General features: G+C 64.9%; 15 protein-coding genes and 1 rRNA gene. 4 read left to right on the top strand and 12 right to left on the bottom strand.

The window, feature by feature from the left end:
* Positions 1–914: ribosomal RNA gene (locus BSTEL_RS00470) — 16S ribosomal RNA — on the bottom strand; the annotation flags it as partial.
* A 636-nt stretch (positions 915–1,550) separates the two neighbouring features.
* Between BSTEL_RS00470 and BSTEL_RS00465 the strand changes: the two genes are divergently transcribed.
* The gene (locus tag BSTEL_RS00465; RefSeq protein WP_034525746.1) at positions 1,551–2,306 is read left to right on the top strand and encodes a Sir2 family NAD-dependent protein deacetylase; all 756 of its coding nucleotides are present in this window, start codon (positions 1,551–1,553) and stop codon (positions 2,304–2,306) included.
* Positions 2,307–2,528: 222 nt separating this feature from the next.
* Here BSTEL_RS00465 and ilvA read toward each other — a convergent pair whose 3' ends face one another.
* From ilvA to BSTEL_RS00440, 5 genes are all read right to left on the bottom strand, one after another.
* Positions 2,529–3,794 (bottom strand): threonine ammonia-lyase, encoded by a 1,266-nt coding sequence (gene ilvA, locus BSTEL_RS00460; RefSeq protein ID WP_034525742.1) that lies wholly within the window; start codon positions 3,792–3,794, stop codon positions 2,529–2,531.
* A gap of 104 nt (positions 3,795–3,898) precedes the next feature.
* Entirely contained in the window at positions 3,899–5,737 is a 1,839-nt protein-coding gene (locus BSTEL_RS00455) for a glycoside hydrolase family 13 protein (RefSeq protein WP_034525740.1), read from the bottom strand.
* A gap of 208 nt (positions 5,738–5,945) precedes the next feature.
* Entirely contained in the window at positions 5,946–6,830 is an 885-nt protein-coding gene (locus BSTEL_RS00450) for a carbohydrate ABC transporter permease (protein ID WP_034525738.1), read from the bottom strand.
* Between the two features lie 5 nt (positions 6,831–6,835).
* Positions 6,836–7,765, bottom strand: a complete 930-nt coding sequence (locus BSTEL_RS00445; RefSeq protein ID WP_034525736.1) for a carbohydrate ABC transporter permease — start codon at positions 7,763–7,765, stop codon at positions 6,836–6,838.
* Between the two features lie 17 nt (positions 7,766–7,782).
* The gene (locus BSTEL_RS00440; protein WP_420796383.1) at positions 7,783–9,105 is read right to left on the bottom strand and encodes an ABC transporter substrate-binding protein; all 1,323 of its coding nucleotides are present in this window, start codon (positions 9,103–9,105) and stop codon (positions 7,783–7,785) included.
* A gap of 380 nt (positions 9,106–9,485) precedes the next feature.
* On the opposite strand from BSTEL_RS00440, the gene BSTEL_RS00435 reads away from it, so the two are divergent.
* The gene (locus BSTEL_RS00435; protein WP_051922706.1) at positions 9,486–10,649 is read left to right on the top strand and encodes an ROK family transcriptional regulator; all 1,164 of its coding nucleotides are present in this window, start codon (positions 9,486–9,488) and stop codon (positions 10,647–10,649) included.
* Here the strand turns inward: BSTEL_RS00435 and BSTEL_RS00430 are convergent, their stop codons facing one another.
* The 6 genes from BSTEL_RS00430 to BSTEL_RS00405 all read right to left on the bottom strand — a co-directional run bounded on the left by BSTEL_RS00430 (position 10,650) and on the right by BSTEL_RS00405 (position 18,686).
* Positions 10,650–13,043: an alpha-galactosidase gene (locus tag BSTEL_RS00430; protein ID WP_034525734.1), complete on the bottom strand. Its 2,394-nt coding sequence runs from the start codon at positions 13,041–13,043 to the stop codon at positions 10,650–10,652.
* Between the two features lie 148 nt (positions 13,044–13,191).
* On the bottom strand, positions 13,192–13,644 hold the full coding sequence (locus BSTEL_RS00425) for a nucleoside deaminase (protein ID WP_034525732.1): 453 nt from the start codon (positions 13,642–13,644) through the stop codon (positions 13,192–13,194).
* Between the two features lie 260 nt (positions 13,645–13,904).
* Positions 13,905–15,977, bottom strand: coding sequence for a Na+/H+ antiporter (locus BSTEL_RS00420; protein ID WP_034525731.1), 2,073 nt, complete (start codon positions 15,975–15,977; stop codon positions 13,905–13,907).
* 128 nt (positions 15,978–16,105) lie between these two features.
* Positions 16,106–17,005 (bottom strand): sulfite exporter TauE/SafE family protein, encoded by a 900-nt coding sequence (locus tag BSTEL_RS00415; RefSeq protein ID WP_084686010.1) that lies wholly within the window; start codon positions 17,003–17,005, stop codon positions 16,106–16,108.
* A gap of 62 nt (positions 17,006–17,067) precedes the next feature.
* Entirely contained in the window at positions 17,068–17,748 is a 681-nt protein-coding gene (locus BSTEL_RS00410; protein WP_162178955.1) for an alpha/beta hydrolase, read from the bottom strand.
* Positions 17,745–18,686, bottom strand: a complete 942-nt coding sequence (locus tag BSTEL_RS00405; RefSeq protein ID WP_034525727.1) for a hypothetical protein — start codon at positions 18,684–18,686, stop codon at positions 17,745–17,747. Before BSTEL_RS00405 ends, BSTEL_RS00410 begins: the two co-directional genes overlap by 4 nt.
* A 1,640-nt stretch (positions 18,687–20,326) precedes the next feature.
* Here BSTEL_RS00405 and dcd point away from each other — a divergent pair.
* Both dcd and BSTEL_RS00395 read left to right on the top strand, forming a co-directional pair.
* On the top strand, positions 20,327–20,908 hold the full coding sequence (gene dcd / locus BSTEL_RS00400) for a dCTP deaminase (protein ID WP_034525725.1): 582 nt from the start codon (positions 20,327–20,329) through the stop codon (positions 20,906–20,908).
* Positions 20,909–21,136: 228 nt separating this feature from the next.
* Positions 21,137–23,221 (top strand): hypothetical protein, encoded by a 2,085-nt coding sequence (locus BSTEL_RS00395; protein ID WP_051922702.1) that lies wholly within the window; start codon positions 21,137–21,139, stop codon positions 23,219–23,221.
* Positions 23,222–23,257 lie beyond the last annotated feature (36 nt).

The raw sequence follows: 23,257 nt of genomic DNA, 5'->3' as shown, positions 1-23,257 counted from the left end.
CCCCGTCAATTTCTTTGAGTTTTAGCCTTGCGGCCGTACTCCCCAGGCGGGATGCTTAACGCGTTGGCTCCGACACGGGACCCGTGGAAAGGGCCCCACATCCAGCATCCACCGTTTACGGCGTGGACTACCAGGGTATCTAATCCTGTTCGCTCCCCACGCTTTCGCTCCTCAGCGTCAGTAACGGCCCAGAGACCTGCCTTCGCCATTGGTGTTCCTCCCGATATCTACACATTCCACCGTTACACCGGGAATTCCAGTCTCCCCTACCGCACTCCAGCCCGCCCGTACCCGGCGCAGACCCACCGTTAAGCGATGGGCTTTCACACCGGACGCGACGAACCGCCTACGAGCCCTTTACGCCCAATAATTCCGGATAACGCTTGCACCCTACGTATTACCGCGGCTGCTGGCACGTAGTTAGCCGGTGCTTATTCGACAGGTACACTCAACGAAAAACGCCTTGCTCCCTGCCAAAAGCGGTTTACAACCCGAAGGCCGTCATCCCGCACGCGGCGTCGCTGCATCAGGCTTGCGCCCATTGTGCAATATTCCCCACTGCTGCCTCCCGTAGGAGTCTGGGCCGTATCTCAGTCCCAATGTGGCCGGTCGCCCTCTCAGGCCGGCTACCCGTCGAAGCCTTGGTGCGCCATCACCACACCAACAAGCTGATAGGACGCGACCCCATCCCATACCAGTAAAACCCTTTCCCAGAAGACCATGCGATCAACTGGAGCATCCGGCATTACCACCCGTTTCCAGGAGCTATTCCGGAGTACGGGGCAGGTCGGTCACGCATTACTCACCCGTTCGCCACTCTCACCCGACAGCAAGCTGCCAGGATCCCGTTCGACTTGCATGTGTTAAGCACGCCGCCAGCGTTCATCCTGAGCCAGAATCGAACCCTCCACAAAAAACATTGCAGAAAGACATCCGAAAGATGACCCTCAAAAAAAGAAAAGACGGAACCTCTAATAAGGAAAGAGGTTCGCACAAAAACCCCGACACCCATCAAACCCCCTCGGGTACTCCGGAAAACCGAAGCGGGCATCGGACTGGCAATCATTGACTATAAAGAAGTAAGTAGTACAACACACTCTTGAGTTCTCAAACCACCACCACGTCAACGGGCAAACCGAACCAACCAGAAGAAGGGGAACCGGCCCGCCGCGCCGAGCGGCAACAGACAGATAACTTACATGAACTCCCACCACAACGCAAACCGGCATGACAAAACAACGCCGGAATCGTTGCAACGACGGCGTTCCCACGGCGTGTCGCAACACACACGAAACCACGCCGGAACCACCCTCCGGCGCGCTCCGCGCGCCACCTCCCGCCAGCGGGAGGCAGCCACACCGACATGCCATCCACAGAATAAGCCCGCGACGGGCAGACCCGCACACCCAGTCCATACCCCGGACACATCAGCCGACACCTGCCCGCCTCCCACGCACGTGCAACGCCACCCGGTCAACGGGGAACTGCATAGGAGCTGCATGGGAAATGCATTATGGACAGCGACATGTGGCGGGCGTATACCTGTGAATATGACGAAGAAGATCGCAGTCCTGACCGGCGCAGGCATCTCCACATCCGCCGGAATCCCCGATTTCCGCGGTCCGGATGGCGTGTGGACCAAGCATCCGGACCAAATGAGCGTGTACGACATCGACGCGTTCCTCACCGACAAAGAAGCGCGCGAATACTCGTGGCGCTGGCAGAAGGAGTCCCCCGTGTGGAACGCGCAGCCGGGCGTCGCGCACAAGGCGCTCGTCAAGCTCGAGAAGGCGGGCATGCTCACGCTGCTCGCCACGCAGAACTTCGACGCGCTGCATGAGAAAGCCGGCAACAGTCCGAGCATCATCGTGAACCTGCATGGCACCATCGGCACCTCGCATTGCATGAAATGCCATGCGAAATACAATACGGCGGACATCATGGCCCGTCTTGACGAGGAACCGGATCCGCGCTGCCACCGCACGCTCAAATACCAGGGCAACATGCCCTGCAACGGCATGATCAAGACGGACGTCGTCTACTTCGGCGAGGCGCTGCCCGACGGCGCGATGGAGAAATCCTACAAGCTCGCCTCGCAGGCCGACGAGCTGTGGGTGATTGGCTCGACGCTGGAAGTGTTCCCCGCCGCGAGCATCGTGCCGGTCGCCGCGCAGGCGGGCGTGCCGATCACCATCATGAACATGGGCCGCACGCAGTACGACCGTCTCGCCGACCGCCTCATCCACGACGACATCGCCGTCGCGCTGCCGAAACTCGTCGACGAAACGATCGCCGCGAACAGCTGAACCACCAGGACCGTCCTACCAACGCGTTTCTTAGGTACATACGACGTTTCTTAGGTAGGTGAAACGGCAAGAGGGGTGTTGCAACCATCACGTTGCAACACCCCTCCGCGTATGGAGCCGGACAGAACCTACCTAAGAAACGGCCAACCTACCTAAGAAACGACATCGCTCCCAGCCAGCTCCCCCCAGTCGGCTCAGCCGACGGCCCAACCGCAATCGCGCTCAGTAGATGCGCTTGGGCTGGAAGCCTTCGGCGCGGAGGGCGGCGAGGATGCGGTCGATGTGGTCGGGGCCGTTGGTCTCGACGGTCACGCCAAGCGACACCGCGTTCGTGTAATGACCGGACGCCTTGAACTGGTCGTGGTCGAGGGCGATCACGTTGGCACGTTCGCGCGCGAGCAGCGAGGCGACCTTGACGAGCTGGCCCGGCGTATCCGGCAGCTCCACCTCGAAGTTCATGATGCGGCCGCGGGCGATCATGCCCTTCTGGATGACCGCGCCCATCGTCACCGTGTCGATGTTGCCGCCGGACATGATCGGCACGACCACGTGCGGGCCGGGAGCCGCGGCGAACTTGCGCGAACGCAGGTTCAGGTGCTCGAGCGCGGCGAGCGACACCGCGCCGGCCGCCTCGACGACCAGCTTGTGCTTCTCGAGCATGAGCAGGATCATCTCGTTGATGTCACGCTCGGTGACGGTGACGAGATCGTCGAGGAACTCGTTGAGCAGCGCGTACGGCAGGTCGCCCGGATGCTTCACGGCGACGCCCTCGGCGGAGGTGACGACCTGATCCGCCTCGGTGACGCGGCCCGCGGCGAACGAGTTCTTCCACGCGGGGGAACCTTCCGGAATCGCGCCAATCACGCGCACCTCCGGCTTGAACGTCTTGATGGCGAGCGCGACGCCGGCACCGAGGCCGCCGCCGCCGAGCGGCACGACCACGTCGGTCACGTTCGGCACGTCCTCGAGAATCTCCAGGCCGATGGTGCCCTGACCGCAGATGACCTCGTAGTCATCGAACGGCGGCACGTAGATCATGCCTTCCTTCTCGCTCAGTTCGGCGGCGTGCGCGGCGGCCTCGTCGAAGACGTCGCCGTAGAGGACCACGTCGGCGCCGTACGCCTTGGTGGCGTCCACCTTGAGCGGCGGGGTGATGGTCGGCATGCAGATCGTGGCCTTGGCGCCGCGTTCGCGCGCCGCGTAGGCGACGCCCTGCGCGTGGTTGCCTGCGGATGCGGTGACGATGCCGCGCGCCAGCTCCTCGTCGCTGAGGGAGGCGATCTTGTTGTACGCGCCGCGGATCTTGAACGAACCGGTGACCTGCAGGTTCTCCGGCTTGAGGAGGATCTCGTGCCCGGTCATCTCGCTCAGCGCGGGCGAGGGGATGATCTCGGTGTGGCGTGCGGTCCCCTTCAACCGCTCGGCGGCCTTCTTCAGTTCGGCCGCATGGTCACGCTGCAATGCTTTGAGGACGTCTTTCTGTTCCATAGTGCGTATTGTAGGCGGGCACACGGCCGGAGCATGGCCGTGTGCCCGCCTAGCGAATCGACGCGAAATCGACGAGGAATCGACGGCGAACCGTCAAAGAACCGTCAGAGCCGCACGACGACGCCTTCCCACGGGTCGAGCTCGCGGTTGGCGAGCGAGACGACGGCGTGGGACGCGCCATAGGTACTAATCACGATGTCGTGTTCGGTGACGCCGTTGTCGACCAGGGCATACGCTTCGGCCGACAAATCGACGGTGCGGCCGGACAGGTTGACGGCGACGAGCAGCGTGCCGCCAGCCACTCCCGGTGCGCTTTCGAGCGAACGCGTGAACGCGTAGACGTTCGGGTCGTCCGCGTCGATCAGTGTCCAGTCGCCGGCCGCGACGACCGGATCGTCGTGCCGCAACGCGATGAGCCGCTTGTAGAACGCGTACACGGAGTCGGGGTCGTCGAATTCGGCGGCCGCGTTGATGCCGACATGGTTCGGATTGACGCCGATCCACGGCTCGACCGGGGCGTCGGGCGCGGTGAAGCCGGCGTACTTGGACGCATCCCACTGCATAGGAGTGCGGGCGTTGTCGCGGCTGATGAGTTCCAGCGACGCCATCATCGATTCGGCGGATTGGATCTTCGCCTCTTCGACGCGCTGACGGAACGCGTTGATCGATTCGAGGTCCCGGTACTGGTCGAGCGACGTGAAGTGCGCGTTGGTCATGCCGAGCTCTTCGCCCTGGTAGATGTACGGGGTGCCGCGGTGCATGTGCAGGAGCAGGCCGAAGGCCTTGGCGGAACGCACGCGCGCCTCCTCGCTGGTGTCGTCGCCCCAACGGGACACGATGCGCGGCTGGTCGTGGTTGCAGAAGAACAGGCTGGCCCAGCCGGCGTTCCTGACGGCGGCCTGCTGGTTCGCCAGCACGCCGCGCAGCCACGGGGTGCGGAACGGGACGAGCTCCCACTTGGAGCGTCCTTCGCCTTCGCCCATGTGGTCGAAGAGGAAGAGCATGTCGAGTTCCTTGTTCGCCGGGTTGGTGATGTGCTCGTTGCGTTCCGGGGTGATGCCCGGCGCCTCGCCGACGGTCATGAAGCCGTCGCGCCCTTCGAACACCTCGCGGCGCATTTCGGCGAGGAACTCGTCCTGCCGCGGCCCGTCCGCGCAGAACGGGTTCGGATTCGAATAGCCTTCCTCGCCGACCGGCAGGTCCTCGAGTTCGGAGCCGGCCTCGCCGGGGAGTCGCCCAGCAGCGTCGGTGCGCTTGGAGATCAGGGTGATGACGTCCATGCGGAAGCCGTCGATGCCGCGATCGAGCCACCAGTTCATCATGTCGTACACGGCGCGGCGCACGGCCGGGTTCTCCCAGTTCAGGTCGGGCTGCTTCTTCGAGAACTGGTGCAGGTAGTATTCGCCGCGCTCCGGGCAGTACTCCCATGCGGAGCCGCCGAAGTAGGAGCCCCACTGGTTCGGCTCGGCGCCGGGCGTGCCGGGCTCGTGGCCGGGGCGCGCGGGACGCCACCAGTACCAGTCGGCGTGCGGATCGTCGGGGTTCTTCGATGCCTCGAACCATGCGTGCTCGTCGGACGTGTGGTTGACGACGAGATCCATCACGATCTTGATGCCACGCTTGTGCGCTTCGGCGAGCAGTTCGTCCATGTCATCGAGCGTGCCGAACAGCGGGTCGATGTCCTGATAGTCGGAGATGTCGTAGCCGTTGTCGTCCTGCGGGGACTTGTAGACAGGGGAGAGCCACAGCACGTCCACGCCGAGGTCGGCGAGATAGTCGAGACGGGACGTGATTCCTTTGAGATCGCCGAAGCCGTCGCCGTTCGTGTCCTGGAACGAGCGCGGGTAGATCTGGTAGACGACGGCGTTCGTCCACCACGGGTTCGGGGTCGCGCCGTTCGTGCGGACGGCGTCGGGTAGGTTCTCACGGTTGAAAGCGGTCATCGTCGACTCCTTGGTAGGTTGCGTTCCTACCGAACAGGATAGGATTCCACGATTTTCATTCCCATCGGAAAGTCTTCCGGGCGCGGCGGAAAGAAATAGCGAAGGGGCGTTTCATACGACGATGACCTCTCGCCGAAGAAGTCGGCGAGAGGTCATCGTGGTCTGAGGCGTCGTCCACTCCCGACACCCTTCGATTGCGGGTTCTCCGCTACTTGACCGCTCCACGCATCACGCCACCGATTACCCACTTCTGGGCGAAGATGTAGACGATGATGATCGGAGCCATGGCCATCAGGTAGCTGGAGAAGGCCATCGGATAGTTGGTGGCGAACTGGGAGCTGAAGACGTACTGAGCCAGCGGGATCGTCTGGTTGGACTGGTCGGTCAGGACGATGAGCGGCAGAAGGAAGTCGTTCCACGCCCACAGCGCGGTGGTGATGGCGATCGTGGCGTTGATCGGGCTCATCAGCGGGAAGATGATCTTCCAGAAGATGCGCCACGTGCCGGCACCGTCGATGCGCGCGGCTTCCTCAAGCGAAACCGGAATCGACCGGATGAAGCCCGTCGCGATGAACAGGTTCGTGCCAAGACCCAGCACCATGTACAGCAGGATCAGGCCGACCTGATTGTCGAGATGCCACGAACCCATCTGCTTGGCGATCGGCAGCATGACGACCGGGAACGGCACGAACATGGCCGCGATGAAGAAGTAGTACAGGAAGCGGAAGAACCGCTTGTCCATGTTGCGGGCCACCGCATACGCGACGAACGTGTTGGTCAGAAGGGTCAGCACGACGGCGGCGACGGTGATGATCGCCGAGTTGAGCGCGGCCTTCGGATAGTTGACCTTGGCGGACGCGTCGGCGAAATTGTGCCACTCCCACGTGGTCGGCAGCGAGAACGTGCCGGCCTCGGCGGGGGTCTTCAGCGCGGTGACGATCGTGAAGTAGAGCGGGATCAAGATCGTCAGGGACAGGACCGCGACGGCGGCCGTGAGCCACCAGTTGATGTTGTGGTCCTTGCGGAACTTCTCGGACTGGGCACCCGACTGGGCACCCGACTTGACGGCGGATTCAGACACTGCGGCACTCATGACACTCACACCTTTTCCTTGCTGCCGAAGAACTTGAGCTGGATGAACGCGATGATCGCGAGGACGATGAAGAAGAGCACGGCGTTAGCGGTCTGGTACGCGTACTCGCCACCGGTCAGGCCGCCCTTCCAGATGAGATAGGTCACGGTCTCGGTGGCGGAGTTCGGACCGCCGTCGGTCAGGGCGACCACCTGGTCGAACGTGCCGAGCGCGTTCTTCATGGACAGGACGAGGTTGATGGTGAAGAACGGTCCGATCAGCGGGAAGGTGATCTTCCAGAACTTCTGCCAGGCGTTGACGCCGTCGAGCGCGGCGGCCTCGTAGATCTCGTCGTCGATCGTCTGCAGACCGGCGAGGTAGAGTAGCACGGAGTAGGCGACGCCCTGCCACACGGCGAGGAAGACGATCGGCACCCACGAGTACTGCTCGCTGGTGATCAGCGACTCGGACAGCCAGCCGATGCCGAGCGCCTTGCCGAGCGCCGGCAGCGGGTTCATGAAGATGTACTTGAACACGTAGCCGATGACCAGCACGGACAGGGTGTAGGGCACGAAGAAGATCGCGCGGAAGCCGTTCTTGAACGCGATCTTGCCGTTCAGCGCGACCGCGATGAACATCGCGATGACGTTGATGAGGATGGTGATCGCCACGGCGATGAGGAACGTGAACAGGTAGGCGTGGCCCACGCGGTTGTCCTGGAACAGGGCGATGTAGTTCTTGATGCCGATGAAGTCGTAGTCGCCGTAGCCCTGCGAGTTGGTGAACGAGTACATCACGCCCTGCAGGAACGGCACGTACAGGAAGATCGCGAAGATGATCGCGGCGGGCACGGCCATCCAGTAGAAGGCGCGGTCGACCTTGCGGTCGGAGAACGCGGAGCGCTTCCTCGCGGGCTTCGCCTGTGAGGCGGTGGCGGGTTTCGTTGCGGTTGTCATGATCCCTCTCCTTCCTTTCAGTTCGTGAAGGTCCTGGCCTGGACCTTGTCCCATTCGGTCTGCATCTGGTTCAGGAAGCGGTTCGTGTTGCCGCTGGTCACCATCGTCTGCAGGTAGCCGCCGATGTTGATCGAGGACGGGATGTAGTGGTCGCAGAAGTCGGCGACCTTGTTCTTCTCGAAGAACGGGCGCACGGTTTCAAGGGCCTTGTTGCCGAAGTGCGTCTTCTTGAGCGGGGTGATGGCGGAATTCGCGTCGGCGTAGTCGTTGAGCGTCTTCTCACTCATCAGGAATTCGATGAACTTCATCGCCTCGGCCTTGTGCTTGGTGGTGGCGCCCATCGTGATCATCACGTCGTCGCCGGCGGTGAGGATCTGCTCGTCAGCATCATCGGTGGCGGGCATCTGCGCGAATCCCAAGTCGGCATTCTTGTTGATCATGAGAATCTGCGGAATCGCGTAGGTGCCGAGCGGGATGATCGCCGCGGAGCCCTTGGCGAAGTTCTGTGTACCCTGCTGATAGGTGATGCCCTTGTCGCCGTCGGCGTACTTGAAGAGCTCCACCTCCTTGGTCACCGTCTCCTTCCACATCTTCTGGAAGTTCGTCGTCCCCTGCTTGAGGTCCGTGTACTCGCTTTCACGCACGAGCGTGCCGGCGAGGGAGGCGAGCGGCGCCTGCGTGGTCCACGCGTCGGCGACGGTGGCCTCGACCGGGTTGATGCCCTGCTCGCGGAACTTCTGCAGCATCGCGGTGAACTCGCTCCACGTGGTCGGCGGATTCTCCGGATCGATACCGGCCTTGCGCCAAATCGCCTTGTTGTAGATGTAGCCGGAAGCGTTGCCGGCGAACGGCAGACCATACAGGCGCTTCTTCGACTGGTCGGTGGTCTGCACGAGGTTCTTCGCGATGTTCACCATGCCGGGGTTGAGCCTCTCGACGATCGGCTCGTCGGTGAAGTCATAGAAGACGCCGGATGCGGCGAAGTTGCCGAAGCTGATGTCGCCGTTGAACGTGATGACATCGGGCACACGGTTCTTCACGAACCTGGTGCGCAGGTCGGTCTGCGCATTGGCGGAGTTGTTGATGTTGATCTTGATGGTCGGATTTTCCTGTTCGAACTCCGTCGCGGCCTGCTTGAACCAGTCGGCCGCCTCGGACTTGAATTGGAAGAAATCAAGCGTGATGGTGCCGGCGGTGTTCGCACCACAACCGGCCAGTCCGACGCCGACCGCGATCGCGCAGATGGCCGCGGCAAGACGAGTGGCCACCATGCGCAGTGGACGCGGCAGACGCGACGAACGCATCGATTCCACATTCGGATTGGGGGAATCGCACTTCATTCGTAGACTCCTTAACTGTTCTCTGACTCCTGCGGCTTCAATGCCGCCGGGCATGCCCCCAACGATACGGTTCGAGGTTTTTCATTCCAAGCGCGAGCGAGTCCATCGCCGCTGGAAACTAAACCCACTCGATTTATGTATCCTAGGAATGGAATTCGGACCGGTCCGCGCCTGGCACGCGCCGGCGCGCACGGCCCATGTCGGAAGGTATCCGGCGAATCTCCCGGAAGGATGGTGTCATGGTCGACGGAACGGGAAGAACCATGCAATCGCAGGATGCCGAACATGCGAACGCTCATGCGAACGCGCATACGAACGCGCATACGAGCACACACACGGACGCACAGGACTTCCCCCGATGGTTCGAAGGATCCGAATACATGCATCGGGTGGCGCGCGCCATCGCGAAATACGGGCCGATCGCGCGCACCACGCTCGCGCAGATGCTGGGATTGTCGCAAGGAGCCATGTCGCGCATCACCAGCGATCTGATCTACGCGGGAGTCATCGAGGAGATTCCCGGCGACGCCGTCACCACTGGACCGCTGCCGCAGGGATTCACGCCGAAAACGAAGGAAGGCGCGACGCGACGCGGCCGTCCGCAGACCGCATTGCGTCTGCGCGCGGACGCACGCACGTTCATCGGCATCAAGGCGCAAGGCGCGTCGGCGATCGCGGCCGTCGTCAACGCGCACGGCGAAGTCGTATCGTCACGTCACGAACGCGCGTTCCCCGGACGCTCGCCGCAGCAGGTGACGGCGGCACTCGCGACGCTCGTACGCGAGTGCCGCGACGACGTGGCCGGAACGCCACTGCCCACGCCGACGGCGGTGGGCGTGGCGGTCGGCGGCCACGTGCGCGACGAACGCGACGTCACGTTCGCGCCATTCCTGCGCTGGGATCACGACGTGCCGCTCGCCGCGATGCTGGAGGAGGCGACGGGACTGCCGTGCACCGTGTACAACGACATCGATGCGCTGCTCGTCGACGCGAGCTGGTTCGGTCCGGGCGTGGGATTGGAGGCGTTCGCCGTGCTCACGATCGGCGTGGGCGTCGGCTATTCGCTCGCGGTGCGCGGCGAGCCGGTCACGTATCCGGATAAAAGCTACGGCCTGCTCGGCCACGTGCTCATCGACCCGGAGGGGCCGCGCTGCACGGCCGGGCACATCGGGTGCGCGCAATGCCTGACCGACGACGCGATCGTGGAACAGTACGCGCAGATGATCGGGCATCCGTGCACATTCGAGGATTTCGCGGCGGACGCACGCGCCGGGATGCCGCTCGCGTCGCGACTGACGGACCGCACGTGCTTCCGACTGGGGTCGCTGATCGCGACGATCGCGAACATCGCGATGCCGTCGAAGGTGATGGTCGCCGGGGAATCCGCGTTCCTCGCGACCATCGGCATCGACGCGGTGCGCGACGGAATCCGCCGCTACCGGCACAGTCAGGCGGCGCAGGTCGAGTTCACCGTCGTCGACCATGACTGGCAGCTGTGGGCGAAGGCCGCCGCCTCCCGAGCGATCGTGCGGTACATCGGCTGATCACTGCCGCACGGCGGTGAACAGGACCGACTGAGCCGGGTGAAGGCTCGGCGGACGCAGGCCGTAGGTGGCGAGCGCGCGGCCGGTCATGAGGACGCCGTCGGGCGTCCACCAGCCGAGCGGGGACTGGCCGTTGCCGATGCCGAGCGCCGCGAGATCGAGATCGAGGTGCAGCGGCTGCACGCGGTAGACGGCGTCCGGGTCGAGACCGGGCAGACGCACCGGCGAGGCCGGATAGGTGACCGAGGTGGTGAGCTGCGTGAACCGGTAGAACGCGGCGGTCCGGTCCGGCTTGACCATGCCGTCGACGCGCACGGCCGGGTCGGGGGTGTCCGTGTGGACGCACGCATCCACGGCGAACCATGCACGATGCCGCTTGAATTCGGCGACCCACGCGGCGAGCTTGGCCACGTCGGCGTCCGATTCCTTGAGCAGGTTCCATTCGATGCCCATGTGCCCGTAGAACGCCATCGCCATGCGCAGCTCCTGGCTGGTGGCGCGCTGCGTGGAGTGCGCGGGGCTCGCGCCCACATGCTCGCCCATCATGCACGGCGGCACGAGCAGCGACGTGTAGCGCTGGATGTCGGCGCGTTCGACCGGGTCGACGCAGTCGGACACCCAGATGCGGCTCGCGAGTTCGAGGATGCCGAGGTCGACGCGGCCACCGCCGGACGAGCAGCTTTCGATCTCGAGCCCCGGATGCGCGGCCTTGAGATCGCGGAAGATGCGGTAGACGGCGAGCGTCTGCGCGTGCACGGCCGGACGGCCGGTACGCGGCGAGACGGCCTCGGTGACGAGCTTGTTGTGGTCCCACTTGATGTAGTCGATGCCGAGCTCCCCGACAAGCCTGTCCATGCACCCGTAGATGTACGCGTAGGCCTCCGGGTTGGTGAGGTCGAGCACCTGCTGGGAGCGGCCCTGCATCGGCAGACGATCCTTCGTGGGGCTGAGCACCCAATCCGGGTGCGCGCGGTAGACGTCAGAATCGGGGTTGACCATCTCCGGCTCGAACCACAGGCCGAACTCCATACCCAAGCCATGCACGTAGTCGGCGAGCGCCTTGAGGCTCTTCGGCCCGTCGGGCCACACATCGGACGAGATCTGCCAGTCGCCGAGTCCGGACGTGTCGTCGCGGCGGGAGCCGAACCATCCGTCGTCGACGACGAACCGCTCGACGCCGGTTTCGGCGGCTTTGTCGGCGAGCGCGGTCAACGTGTCGTAATCATGCTGGAAGTAGACGGCCTCCCACGTGTTGAGGATGACCGGGCGCGGCTTGGACGCGAGTTCGGGGTGACGGTCGCGCAGGTACGTGTGGAAGCGCGCGGCGACCTGGTTGAGGCCGTCGCCGGTCGCGCCGTACACCCACGGCGTCGTGTACGCGGCGTCGCCGGCGGTCGCGGCGGTCGCGGCGGGAGCCGCGCCGGACGCGCCGGTCGCGCCGCCACGCAACGTGACTTCGCCGCCGAACAGGATTTCGCCGCCGCCGATCACGCCGTCCGTGTACGGCTGGCGTTCGGCGGCGAGCACGCTGTTGCCGCTCCAGCCGACGTGCACGGCGTAGACTTCGCCGTGCTCGAAGCCGAAGCCGGGCGTGCCGGCGGTGAGCAGGAGGCTCGCGTCGAAGTCGGGGCGTCCGGCCATCGAGACCTTCTCGAACCGGCCGACGGTGAGCGGCTGGCGCTGCGGGCTGCGTTCGCGCAGATGATGGCCGGTGGTGGTGAGGATCTCGGTGGCGACGGCGGGCAGCGGGAAGCCGAGCTCGACTTTGCCGATTTCGAGCGGCATGTCCGCCGTATCGGCGAGGTTGGTGACCTGCGCACGTTGGCGAATGAGGCCGCCGTGCAGCAGTTCGACGGTCCAGACGAGACGCACGCCCTGTGCGGCATCGTCGGCGGTGACGGTGATGACCGGAGTCTCGACGGTCACGACCGGCGCGTCCACACGCGCTTCGGCGGGCGTGGATTCGGGGGCGTCGACGGCCTGCGTCACGTCGAGCGCGGGACGGGCGTCGAGCGTCGTCTCAATGCCGGTGACGGTGAAGCGCGGGAACAGTTCGATGCCGGCGCGGCGCACTTCGAAACGCTTCTGACCGATCCACGATTCGCTTTGCGTGGGCAGGATCGACGGCCACATGGTCTCGTCGAGCGCGCCGGACACGCGCTGGGGCCTGAGGGCGTCGACCTGGCTGACGAGGGTTTCGGGCGCGGCGACCGGCTTGCCCCAATGCACGAAGCGCGGCAGCTCGTCGCCGGGGAAGGCGAGCGCGAACGCGACGGGGGCGTTCGGGGCGAGGTGCGCCGCGAATTCGTGCGCGGTGCCGGACTGTTCAGCGTAAATGATGGTGATCGGGGTGCCGTCGGCGCTGGTTCCCGTGAATCGTTCGATACGCGTCATTGCTGCTCCTTGAAATATGCGATTCCGGCTGGGCTCCGGTTCTCGACCGGTCCGGTTCCGCTTCCCGATGGTAGGCCAATCGCCTTTCCTTGCCATCCTCCAGAGTGTTCCTTGCCGCTGGAAAGAAATTGCGGGGGCCGCCGGGGAATCAGCGTCTGGCAGCGAAGAAGTCGGCGAGGATGGCGGCGCATTCGGGTTCGCGCACACCGCCGTGGACCTCCGGCTCGTGGCCGACGTGCGGATCGCGCGGGATGTCCCAGACCGAGCCGCACGCGCCGAGCTTCGCATCCCACGCTCCGAACACGATGGTCCCGATGCGGGTCTGGAGGCATGCGCCCGCGCACATCGGGCACGGCTCCAACGTGACGACGAGCGTGCAGTCGGTGAGATTCCAATCGCCGCGGGATTCGGCCGCCTCGCGCATCGCGATGATCTCGGCGTGCGCGAGCGGATCGCCGTCGGCCTCACGCGTGTTGAATCCACGACCGATAATCGTGCCCGTGGCCGTGTCGATCACCAGCGCGCCGACCGGCACGTCGCCGGCAGCCGCCGCGCGCCGCGCCAGCGCGAGCGCGGCACCCATCTCCTCGTCGTATCGCATAGCACCTCATCTTGTCGCCTCCCTCTGACGAGGGAGGCGTCCGCCGGAAGAGGACGGAGGAAGAGACCGTGCAAATGGTACGTTCCAGCTATCTCTCCCCCACCCGGCTGCGCCGGGAGCCCCCTCCAGAGGGGGCCGAAACGGAGTCAGATGCCGGAATCGGCATCGACGATACGGACTCGCCTATGGCGAGACCGCCATATCGGCGGGCCTACGGACAGTCCACCGGACTGTCCGTTCACCGGCCCGCATGATGCAGGTCAGATGCCGGAATCGGCATCGACCTGCATGACATAGACGTTGCGGCGGAGTTCTCGGGCCTGGGGGCGGGAGATGTCGCCGGCTTCGAGCATGTCCTGCACGATGCCGAGCTCGATCGCATAGCTCTGCTTCTTGATCTCGTCGGCCTGACCGGCGGCGGCCGCGCTGCCCTCCATGTTCGGACGGGATTTGAGCGAGGCTTCGGCGCGACGGTAGTCGAGGATCAGCGCGGAGCAGAACTCCGTGTCGAACCGGTCGTGGCTCATCTCCTCGCCGAGCCTGTCGATCACGTATTCGATGGCGTCGACCTGCAGCGTGCGCATGTGCGCGAAGATCTGGTCCTCGCTCACCAGCGGCGTGGTGCGGCGGATCTTGTTGACCGTGCGCTTGACGAGGTTCATGGTCCGGTGCCTCCACCCGCGCAGGCGGCCGCCGAGCTGCCACCCGATGCGTCCGCTCTCCGGGCCGGCGCTCGTGTGGCGCAGCGTGTTCATGATCTGGTCAAGCATGCGCTCGCACACTTCCACGTTGAGCTCCTGCTCGGCCTTGTCCGCGCTCGGATGCGCCTTGAGAGCGGCGAGACGGTCGCGCACGAACTGCTTCTCCCAGTTGAGCGCCTGGATCTGCAGTTCCCCGTAGCCTTGCGGGTCGAGCTTGCCGAGACGGTGCTTGAGCCGGCTGATGCGCTTCGTGTACGAGTCGATGACCATGAGCACGGCACGGCGATTGTCGGGTGTGATGCGGCTGGTGAGCTCCTCGACGGTGCGCCGCAGCACCTCGATGGTAATCTCGTTGAGCTCTGCGCCCGTATCCCTGTTGCGGTTGGGGGCGAGTAGCGGCAGCAGGAAGTTGGCGAGCAGCAGCGTCACGACGATCACGCCGGACGCGATGAAGATGAGCTCGTCGCGCATCGGGAACGGCTTGCCGCCGGACAGGTAGTACGGGATCGTGAACATCAGGGACAGCGTGATCGTGCCCTTCGCGCCGCCGAACGTCATCACCGCGGCGGAACGCCAACGTTCCGGCGTCATCCTGCGGCGTTTGCCGGTGGTCACGTCGCGTGCGAGGCGCAGCATGGCCGACACCCAGATGAACCGCAGCACGATGACCACGCCGGTGACGAGCAGGATCACGCCGATGAGCAGCTTGTTGCTCACCCACGGGTCGGACCAGCTGGCGGTCATCGCACCGGGCAGCAGCATGCCGAGCAGGATGAACACGGCGCCGTTGAGCGCGAACGACAGCACGCCCCACACGCTGGAGGCGACGATGTTCGTGCGCGCCACGTTCGGGCCGATGCCGGTGCGGTCGAAGCGGATGAGCAGGCCGGCGGCCACGACCGACAGGATGCCGGAGACATGCACCTCCTCCGCGCCGAGGTACAGCAGGAACGGCAGGAACAGTTCCATGAGGATGCGCGTGGTCGTGGTCTCCCAGCCGAGCGAGCGGACCGTCTCGAACAGCCAGTTGACGAACAGTCCGACGATCATGCCGAACAGCGCGCCGCCGGTGAACGAGACGATGAAATCGCCGGCCGCCTCGCCGACCGCGAACTCGCCGGTCACGGCCGCGGCGATCGCGAACTGGAAGCCGACGATGCCGGACGCGTCGTTGAACAACGATTCGCCTTTGAGCACGCCCCGCTGTCGCATCGTGAGCGACGCCTCCTTGCCGAGCGAACTGACGGCGACCGCGTCGGTCGGGCCGAGCGCCGCGCCGAGCGCGAGCGCGGCGGCCAGCGGCATGGCCGGCCAGATCGCGCTCAATGTGAAGCCTACGGCCGCCATCGTCGCTATGGCGAGGCCGATGGCGAGCGACAGGCTGAGCTTCAACGTTTTGAGCAGCGCCGACTTGTCGATCTCATGCGCCTCCAAGTACAGCAGGGGCGCGATGAACAGCACCATGAACACTTCAGGGTTGAGTTCGACGCTGGGGAAGAACGGCAGGAGCGTCATCGCCGCGCCGAGCGCGATCTGCACGAGCGGCGTCGACACCTTGGGGATGAACCGGCTGAGGAACGAGGACGACACGACCGCCGCGATGATGCACAAAATCAGTTCGAGTACGTCCATGGGTGTTCCGAATCCTCCCGCCTTCTCTCGCTGTCAAGAGTATAGAAAACGGGTAAGGAAATCGTTTCGCAGGGTATGGCCCAGCGCGAACGCGCGACACGTTCGGTGCGAACGTTCAGCGCGAACGTTCAGCGCGAACGCGTCGTCTTCGTCGTCTTCATCGCCTTCATCGCGACGAACACGGAGCGCACGAGCAGGATGCCCAGGTACACGGTGAACATGATCGCGCCGGCGCGCGGCGTGACGGCCGCCGCCAGCCACGTGCCGAACGGCGCGGTGAGCGCGGCGACGACACCGATGATCACCGCCGCCTTCACGTGCACCATGCGGCGGCGCACGTTCGCGACGGACGTGGTGATCGCGTTCGGGAACATGGCGAGCAGCGACGTGCCGCGCGCGATCAGGTCGCTCGCGCCGAACAGGATCGACAACGCGGGCACGCAGATCGCGCCGCCGCCGATGCCGAGCAGGCCGGCGAGGACGCCCGCGATCACGCCGAACGCGATGAGACCGATCACCGTGCCGACGCTCATCACGATGCGCGAGTCACGCGACGGATTCGACATGGCCTGATTGACCATCACGAACAGGAGGAACACGACGAACGCCCACCGGAGCACGATCTCGGGGAGTTTGGATAGCAGCCAGGAACCGATCTGGCCGCCGACGAACATGCCGCAGAACACGATGAGCGCGGCGATCCAGTCCACGTCGCCTTCGAACGCGTAGGAGGCGACGCCGGAGACGGCGGTGGGCACGATCGCCATCATCGACGTGGCGGCCGCGTGGCGTTGCGTGAGTCCCAGCCACACGAGCGCCGGCACGATGACGGTACCGCCGCCGATGCCGAACAGTCCCGACAGGATGCCGACGAGCACGCCCACCACGGCCATGATGACGAGTCCACGTGGGGATTCGTCGAGATGGTTCTCGTCGATGGAGGTGGGAGCGGCGGGCCGCTTGGCGGCGGACTTGGCCGGTTCGGCGATACGGGTGTCGGCGGTCGTGGTGTCGGTTGCTGCGTTCATACCGTCACTCTAGGCACGTGGCGCCGAGCCTGGCCGGCCGGTTTCCACTTGTTGTACAGGAGTCACAGCACGCCGGAGGTGATGTCGTGGCCGAGGAGCCATTCGCGCAGGTCGGCGAGCTCTTCGAGACTCACGTTGTGGTCGAGCGCGCGGTAGCTTTTCGTGGTGAGCCACGTGCGCTCGTTGAGCCACGCCTGCGCGGCGAACAGCTCGTATTTCGGCACGACCTCGTCGTTCTTGCCGTACGTGTAGAACACGGGGATGTTGTAGCGTTCGATGAGCCCGTCGGCGGGCGCGGTGCCGGGCACAAGCCCCGGCGCGATGTATCCGGACAGGGAGATGACGGCCCGATACCGTTTCGGGTTGACGCGCAACAGGTGGATCGCGAGCAGGCCGCCCTGCGCGAATCCGAGCGGCACGACCTCGCGCTCGTCCGGCAGGTTGTTCGTCACCCACCGGTCGATCGACACGGCCATCTCGTAGGCGGCTCGGTCGAGGTCCTCGCCGAACGGCACCTGCTCGCCGAACCAGGCGAACGCGCCGGGCGAATACGCGTCGCCGGCGGCGAGACGAATCGGGCCGCGCAGGCTCGCGAAATCGTTGTATGGCGCGATCTGACGCATGAGGTCGGCGAGTTCCGCCTCGTTCGACCCCCAGCCGTGCAGGCACAGGAACAGCGGATGCGTGGGGTGCGTCGCGCCGCCGCCGCGCGAGTACTGGGCGATGGTCAGATCAACGGTCATGATGGTTGCGCCTCGTCGCCCGAAGAGTCGCCGGAATCGTCGCCGGATGATTGCGTGGTATTCACGGTGGTGAGCGTACCACCCCATTCGCGTTGCAGTATCGTCATGTTCTTTTCGCTGCCGAACGCGATCCATTGTCCGGTGCCGAGCGTGCGCCAATCGCCTTGCGCGCGTGCGTCGTCCGCATGTTCCTCCAGCAGCCCGGTGATCGTCGACGTAATCGCGCCGGCGTACGTGTGCGCAGCGACATCGGAGTCGAACGTGACGTACGCGACGCGCGTCGTGACGCAGACCGACGCGCTGTCGACGCCCGGATAACCGGCGACGTCGATGTCGTTCCAGCCATCCGTGCAGGTGCCGGTGACGCGTTCGATGCCGAATTTCATGTTGTCGTCACTGCCGACCGGCGCCTCGTCGCGTACGACGGGACGGATCAGGCCGAGCGGGAACAGCACGCCGACGACCACGCCGAGTGCGAGCAGCAGTGCCGCGAGCACGAACGTGATGATGCCGCCGGACGCGACGCCGCGACGGCTGGAACGTCGCGGCGTCGTCGCGCGCGCGATGATGACGAGAATGAACGTGACGGCGATGAGGGCGGCGCAGGTGCCGGCGATGAGGCGACCGGGCACCTTGCCGTCCGGATCGAGATACGCGGGGGCGAGTTCGTGCGCGGCAGAGGCGACACCGAACGCGACGGCAAGCAGTCCGGTGAGCAGCGCGATCGCGGCGACCGTGCGACTGACGCCGCCGGGGCGATGACCGGCACGGAAGGTGGATTCGTGGGTGCGGCCGATGCGCGTACCGGGCGGCATCGGCACGGGAGGTGTGGCGGATTGCGGTGACTGGGATGCCGACCATCCTCGCGGCCGATCCCGCCGTCTGTCTCGCCGTCGCTCGTCTCTTCCCTCGAAGAAATCGTATTCCTCGTCCTGCATGTCGTTTCCCCTTCGTGCCGACGTCTGCCATGTACCACCTTGTGCCGGGCACCCATTGCCCGCCTCGTCCAGTCTACCGCGGTGTAGTGCGGTTCCTGGTCACGGTTCCGGGTCACGGTTCCGGCATGGTTCAGGCATGGTTCCGGGCCTATAGCCCACCCTTCGGGCAAAGGAAAACCCCGGTGGCGGGAACCACCGGGGCCAGAGAAAGGAGAGAGAAGAAGAAAGGTTCAGTTTTCGGGGCTTGCGCTCCATGCCAGCTTTCGTTGACAGTTCATAGATAACCATGTGATTCTGGGTTTACCGATGTGTTTGCCTGTGAGATTTCTGAGAATCAGAGGACGGCACGTTTTGGGGGCTCTTCCAGCGTCCCGGATTCGGGAAACGAATGGCTTCATCCGGAATCCGGGATGCTGAGCCTTTCCCAGCGTCCCGGATTCGGGAGATGAGCGGCATCGTCCGGGATTCCTGACGCTGGGGGCTGGTCAGCGTCACATATCCCGGAGATGAGCGGCTTCGTCCGGATTTTGGGATGCTGAGTCCTTCTCAGCGTCCCGGATTCGGGAGAACGGCCCCGCCGTCCGGGATTTCTGACGCTGGGGGCTGGTCAGCGTCACATATCCCGGGAATAAACGGCTTCGTCCGGGATTCCTGACGCTAGGAAAGGGCGGCCGGGCTGGGAGCGGCCTCCCGGGGTGATGCGGGCGGCCGTCCTTCGAACCTGGGGATGTCCCTGTGCTCCACAACGTCGTGTGGGGATGGTGTTGTGGAGCGGTGGTGTGCCACAACTTGGTCGTGGGAGGCGTTTCGTGGGAGTTGTGGCGCGTTCTGGGGGTCCGTCTGCTCCACAACGCGCGATGGGAACGATACCGGCTCCTGTTGTGGAGCGGGCCCGCTCCACAACAGGAGCCGGAGCCAGGAATCCGGGGAGTTGTGGCGCACTTTACGTGTCAGGAACGCTGGAAACAGGGGTTTTCGCGTGGGTCGCGGCGGGAGGCTGCTCCACAACAGGCTCTCCGGCACGTGTTGTGGAGCAGCCCGTCCGGGACGCGGGACGCAGGGCCGGGACTTAGTACGCGGGGTATGGGACGTAGGGCGCGGGGAGCGGGGTAGGGGAAGCCGCGCGCCGCACGCACCCTGGAAACGACCGGCCCCACGCCCGAAAACGGTCCGCTGACCGCACCCAACGGTCCGCTGAACACCCCCTGAAAACCGGCCTCGCACCCGAAACGACCGGCCTCGCACAACACCGCACCGGGAAATCCGTGGCACGCCACCCACGACGGTCACCCGCGCGAGGTCATGCACCAATCGACAACGCCGGAAAAAGGGAATCCCGGCATTCCCGCCACGCGACTACCGGTCCGACGTCACGACCCGCGGCCACCCTCCGGCGTTGCACGCCACCTCCCGCCAACGGGAGGGGAAGAAGGCCACGATCGCGTGGTGCGACACCATGGCACCTCCAACTCGCGACCACCCTCCGGCGTTGCACGCCACCTCCCGCCAGCGGGAGGAGATGAAAACCCACAGCCGCACAAGGCCATGCGCACCACAACAATGCGAAGCACCTGTTTTGGGTGGGCGCTAGTCTTGTGGGCGGTATCACATTCGTAGTATTTCGTCCGTGAGGAGCTTTCATGCTGCTGTCCGACCGCGACATTCTGGCCGCGCAGGCCGATGGGCATATCTCGCTCGACCCGTGGACCCCGGAGATGGTCCAGCCCGCCTCGATCGACGTGCGGCTCGACCGGTTCTTCCGTCTGTTCAACAACCACGCCTACACCTACGTCGACCCGTCCGAGAACCAGGGCGCGCTCACCGAGGAGTTCGCCGTCGACCCGGACGAACCGTGGATCCTGCATCCGGGCGAGTTCGCGCTCGGCGCCACGTGGGAGTACGTCAAGCTCGACGCGACGATCGCCGCGCGCCTGGAGGGCAAGAGCTCGCTGGGCCGTCTCGGCATCCTCACCCATTCGACCGCCGGCTTCATCGATCCGGGCTTCGAAGGGCACATCACGTTGGAGTTGTCGAACGTCTCGACGCTGCCGGTGAAGCTGTGGCCGGGCATGAAAATCGGCCAAATGTGCTTCTTCCAGCTGAGCTCACCCGCCGAGCATCCGTACGGTTCCGCCGGCGTCGGATCGCACTATCAGGGTCAGCGTGGCCCGACGCCGAGCCGTTCCTACGAGCATTTCTACCGCGCTCACATCGACGACTGACATGCGCGGAACGCCTCGCCTCGCGCCCTGCCGTGCGCGGGCGGGGCGTTCGCCGTTCGGCCGGTGTTCCGGTGTCCGTTTATCCGGGTGTCCGGTGCCCGTTCGTCCGCGATGATGCGTGGGAGCGTGACTGGATGATCGCGACGTGACGGCCGATGACGGCCGCCGTTACTATGAATGAGAAGAAGAGACAGCGATGCGAGACAGATACGGGATTGAGGAGACACGATGACCGATCCGAGCGGTGAATTCCAGTTCGACTTCCAGAAGAAAGCCCCGCAACAGCCAGCGACGACGCCGGCCGCACCCCGGATGCAGCCGGTTGTGGCGCAACAGCCCGTCGCACAGCCCGTGGCGCAACCCGTCGCACAGCCCGTGGCGCAACCCGTTGCGCAACCTGTGACGCAGCAGGCCAGTCAATTCGCGCAGCAGCCCGTGCAACCCCAGCCGTCCGCGCAGCCTGCCCAGTTCACTCAGTCTGTCCAGTACGTGCAACCTGCGCAGACCGTGCAGTACGCGCAACCCGTACAGGTGCAGCAGACCGTGCAGCCGGGACAGTTCGCGCAGATCGATCAGCCGGGATTCGCCGGAGTCACGAGCACGACCGTACCGCGCCATGGACGCCATTCGGCGTCGGCATCGCCTAACCTCGAAGGCACCTCAATCGGGGAATCCACGCAGGCATTCGACCCTCTGAAGGAGTTCGAGGAACCGACGGCACCGCAACCGACCGCGGCACCGATCGCGCAGCCGATGCAGCCCGTTGCACAACAGCCCACTCAGCCCGTCATGCAACAGCCGGCCGAACAGCCGGTGATGACGCAGCCCGCGTCACCATTCACGCAACCGATGCAACAACCCACGCAGGCCACGCAACCCACGCAGGCGTTCAACCCGCTGCAGCCGATGTCGGCCCCCATGCAGGAGCAGGCGACGCAGGCATTCACGCAACCGATGCAGCAGCCGGTCATGTCACAACCGATGCCTCCGACGATGAACCAACCGACGCAAGCCATGCCGATGACCACGACGGCGGCCCCCGCGCAGATGCAGTCCGTCGATCAGCCCACGCAGGCGTTCAACCCGCTGCAGCCGGCCGCGGCCCTCGCGCAGACGCAGTCTACACAGGCCACGCAGGTCTACGCGCAACCACAGCCGGCGGCGGGACAGGCCGAGGTGTTCGGCGAGCAGGCCACGATGGCCTTCCCCGCGGCGCAACCGTTCGGGCAGCCGCAACCGCTCACCGGAGTCGAACAGTCGACGACGGCCATGGGCGTCGCAGCGCAGCCCGAACCCGCAGAAGCCGCCACGCAGGTGTTCACCCCGGAGATGCTGGAGCAAGCCGAGCAGGAGGCACGTTCGGCGCAATCATCACCGACCGCTATGCCTCCCTCCATCGCACCGGACGATGATGACGAAGACGAAGACGACGAGACCGACGACGGCAAGACGACAGGCCGTCGCAGCGGACGGAAACTGCCGAACGGGAAGATCGTCGGCATCGTCGTCGCCGTGATCGCCGCGATCGCGCTGATTGTCGGCGGCGTGCTGTTCTACCGCGCGAACAGCGGCAAGATCCTGTACGCCGCGTGCACGAACGCGGAGAACAAGACCAACGACGAGCTGAAGACGTTGCAGACCAAGGTGACCGAAGCGCAGCAGACCGTCGCGAACACGGACAGCAGCCAGGTGGCGGACGCGAATACGCTCACCACGCTCAACCAGACGATCACCGATGCGCAGAACGTCAAGACCGACACCTCCTGCACGGCGGACATGTCCAAGGACGACCTGAAGTCGAACACGCAGAAGTTCAAGGACACGCGCAAACAGGCCAAGGACATGGAGTCGAAGCTCGACGACGCCGAGAAGGCCGTCAGCGACAGCAAGGGCTCGCAGACCTCGAACGCGTTGAAGTCCGACCTCAACAGCGCGGTCTCCAACGCGCAGAGCCTGCTCAACAATTCCGCCGGCCAGGTGGCCGACGAAAGCACACGCACCTCGCTGCAGAACGCCATCAGCAATGCGAACAACGTGGCCGGACAGTCGAACCCGTCCGAATCCGACGTGAACAACGCGAAGTCGCAGCTGGAGAAGGCCATGTCCGACGTGAACGCCTCGATGTCCGCCAAACAGCAGGCCGACGCTCAAGCCCAGCAGCAGGCTCAGCAACAGCAACAGCAACAGAGCCAGCAGCAACAGCAGCAAAGCCAGCAGCAGAACCAGGGTCAGTCGCAGAACGGCTCCGGCTCGGGTACGGATTCCGGTTCCGGCGGCACGGATGGCGGCGACGGCTCCACCAACGCCAACTGACCGGCACACGGGACGGAACGAGACATATCCGAGACA

The organism is Bifidobacterium stellenboschense (assembly GCF_000741785.1).
In the GTDB taxonomy this organism is placed as follows: Bacteria; Actinomycetota; Actinomycetes; order Actinomycetales; family Bifidobacteriaceae; genus Bifidobacterium; species Bifidobacterium stellenboschense.
The sequence above is the reverse complement of the archived record's forward strand: the minus strand, read 5'-3'. Positions and strand labels throughout refer to the sequence as shown.

Excerpts from the sequence above, each read along its gene's own strand:
- BSTEL_RS00395 (WP_051922702.1), top strand. The coding sequence starts at position 21,137 with ATGACCGATCCGAGCGGTGAATTCCAGTTCGACTTCCAGAAGAAAGCC.
- BSTEL_RS00465 (WP_034525746.1), top strand. The coding sequence starts at position 1,551 with ATGACGAAGAAGATCGCAGTCCTGACCGGCGCAGGCATCTCCACATCC.
- BSTEL_RS00455 (WP_034525740.1), bottom strand. The coding sequence starts at position 5,737 with ATGACCGCTTTCAACCGTGAGAACCTACCCGACGCCGTCCGCACGAAC.
- BSTEL_RS00415 (WP_084686010.1), bottom strand. The coding sequence starts at position 17,005 with ATGAACGCAGCAACCGACACCACGACCGCCGACACCCGTATCGCCGAA.
- BSTEL_RS00405 (WP_034525727.1), bottom strand. The coding sequence starts at position 18,686 with ATGCAGGACGAGGAATACGATTTCTTCGAGGGAAGAGACGAGCGACGG.
- BSTEL_RS00425 (WP_034525732.1), bottom strand. The coding sequence starts at position 13,644 with ATGCGATACGACGAGGAGATGGGTGCCGCGCTCGCGCTGGCGCGGCGC.
- dcd (WP_034525725.1), top strand. The coding sequence starts at position 20,327 with ATGCTGCTGTCCGACCGCGACATTCTGGCCGCGCAGGCCGATGGGCAT.
- BSTEL_RS00410 (WP_162178955.1), bottom strand. The coding sequence starts at position 17,748 with ATGACCGTTGATCTGACCATCGCCCAGTACTCGCGCGGCGGCGGCGCG.
- BSTEL_RS00430 (WP_034525734.1), bottom strand. The coding sequence starts at position 13,043 with ATGACGCGTATCGAACGATTCACGGGAACCAGCGCCGACGGCACCCCG.
- BSTEL_RS00440 (WP_420796383.1), bottom strand. The coding sequence starts at position 9,105 with ATGAAGTGCGATTCCCCCAATCCGAATGTGGAATCGATGCGTTCGTCG.
- BSTEL_RS00420 (WP_034525731.1), bottom strand. The coding sequence starts at position 15,977 with ATGGACGTACTCGAACTGATTTTGTGCATCATCGCGGCGGTCGTGTCG.
- ilvA (WP_034525742.1), bottom strand. The coding sequence starts at position 3,794 with ATGGAACAGAAAGACGTCCTCAAAGCATTGCAGCGTGACCATGCGGCC.
- BSTEL_RS00435 (WP_051922706.1), top strand. The coding sequence starts at position 9,486 with ATGCATCGGGTGGCGCGCGCCATCGCGAAATACGGGCCGATCGCGCGC.
- BSTEL_RS00450 (WP_034525738.1), bottom strand. The coding sequence starts at position 6,830 with ATGAGTGCCGCAGTGTCTGAATCCGCCGTCAAGTCGGGTGCCCAGTCG.
- BSTEL_RS00445 (WP_034525736.1), bottom strand. The coding sequence starts at position 7,765 with ATGACAACCGCAACGAAACCCGCCACCGCCTCACAGGCGAAGCCCGCG.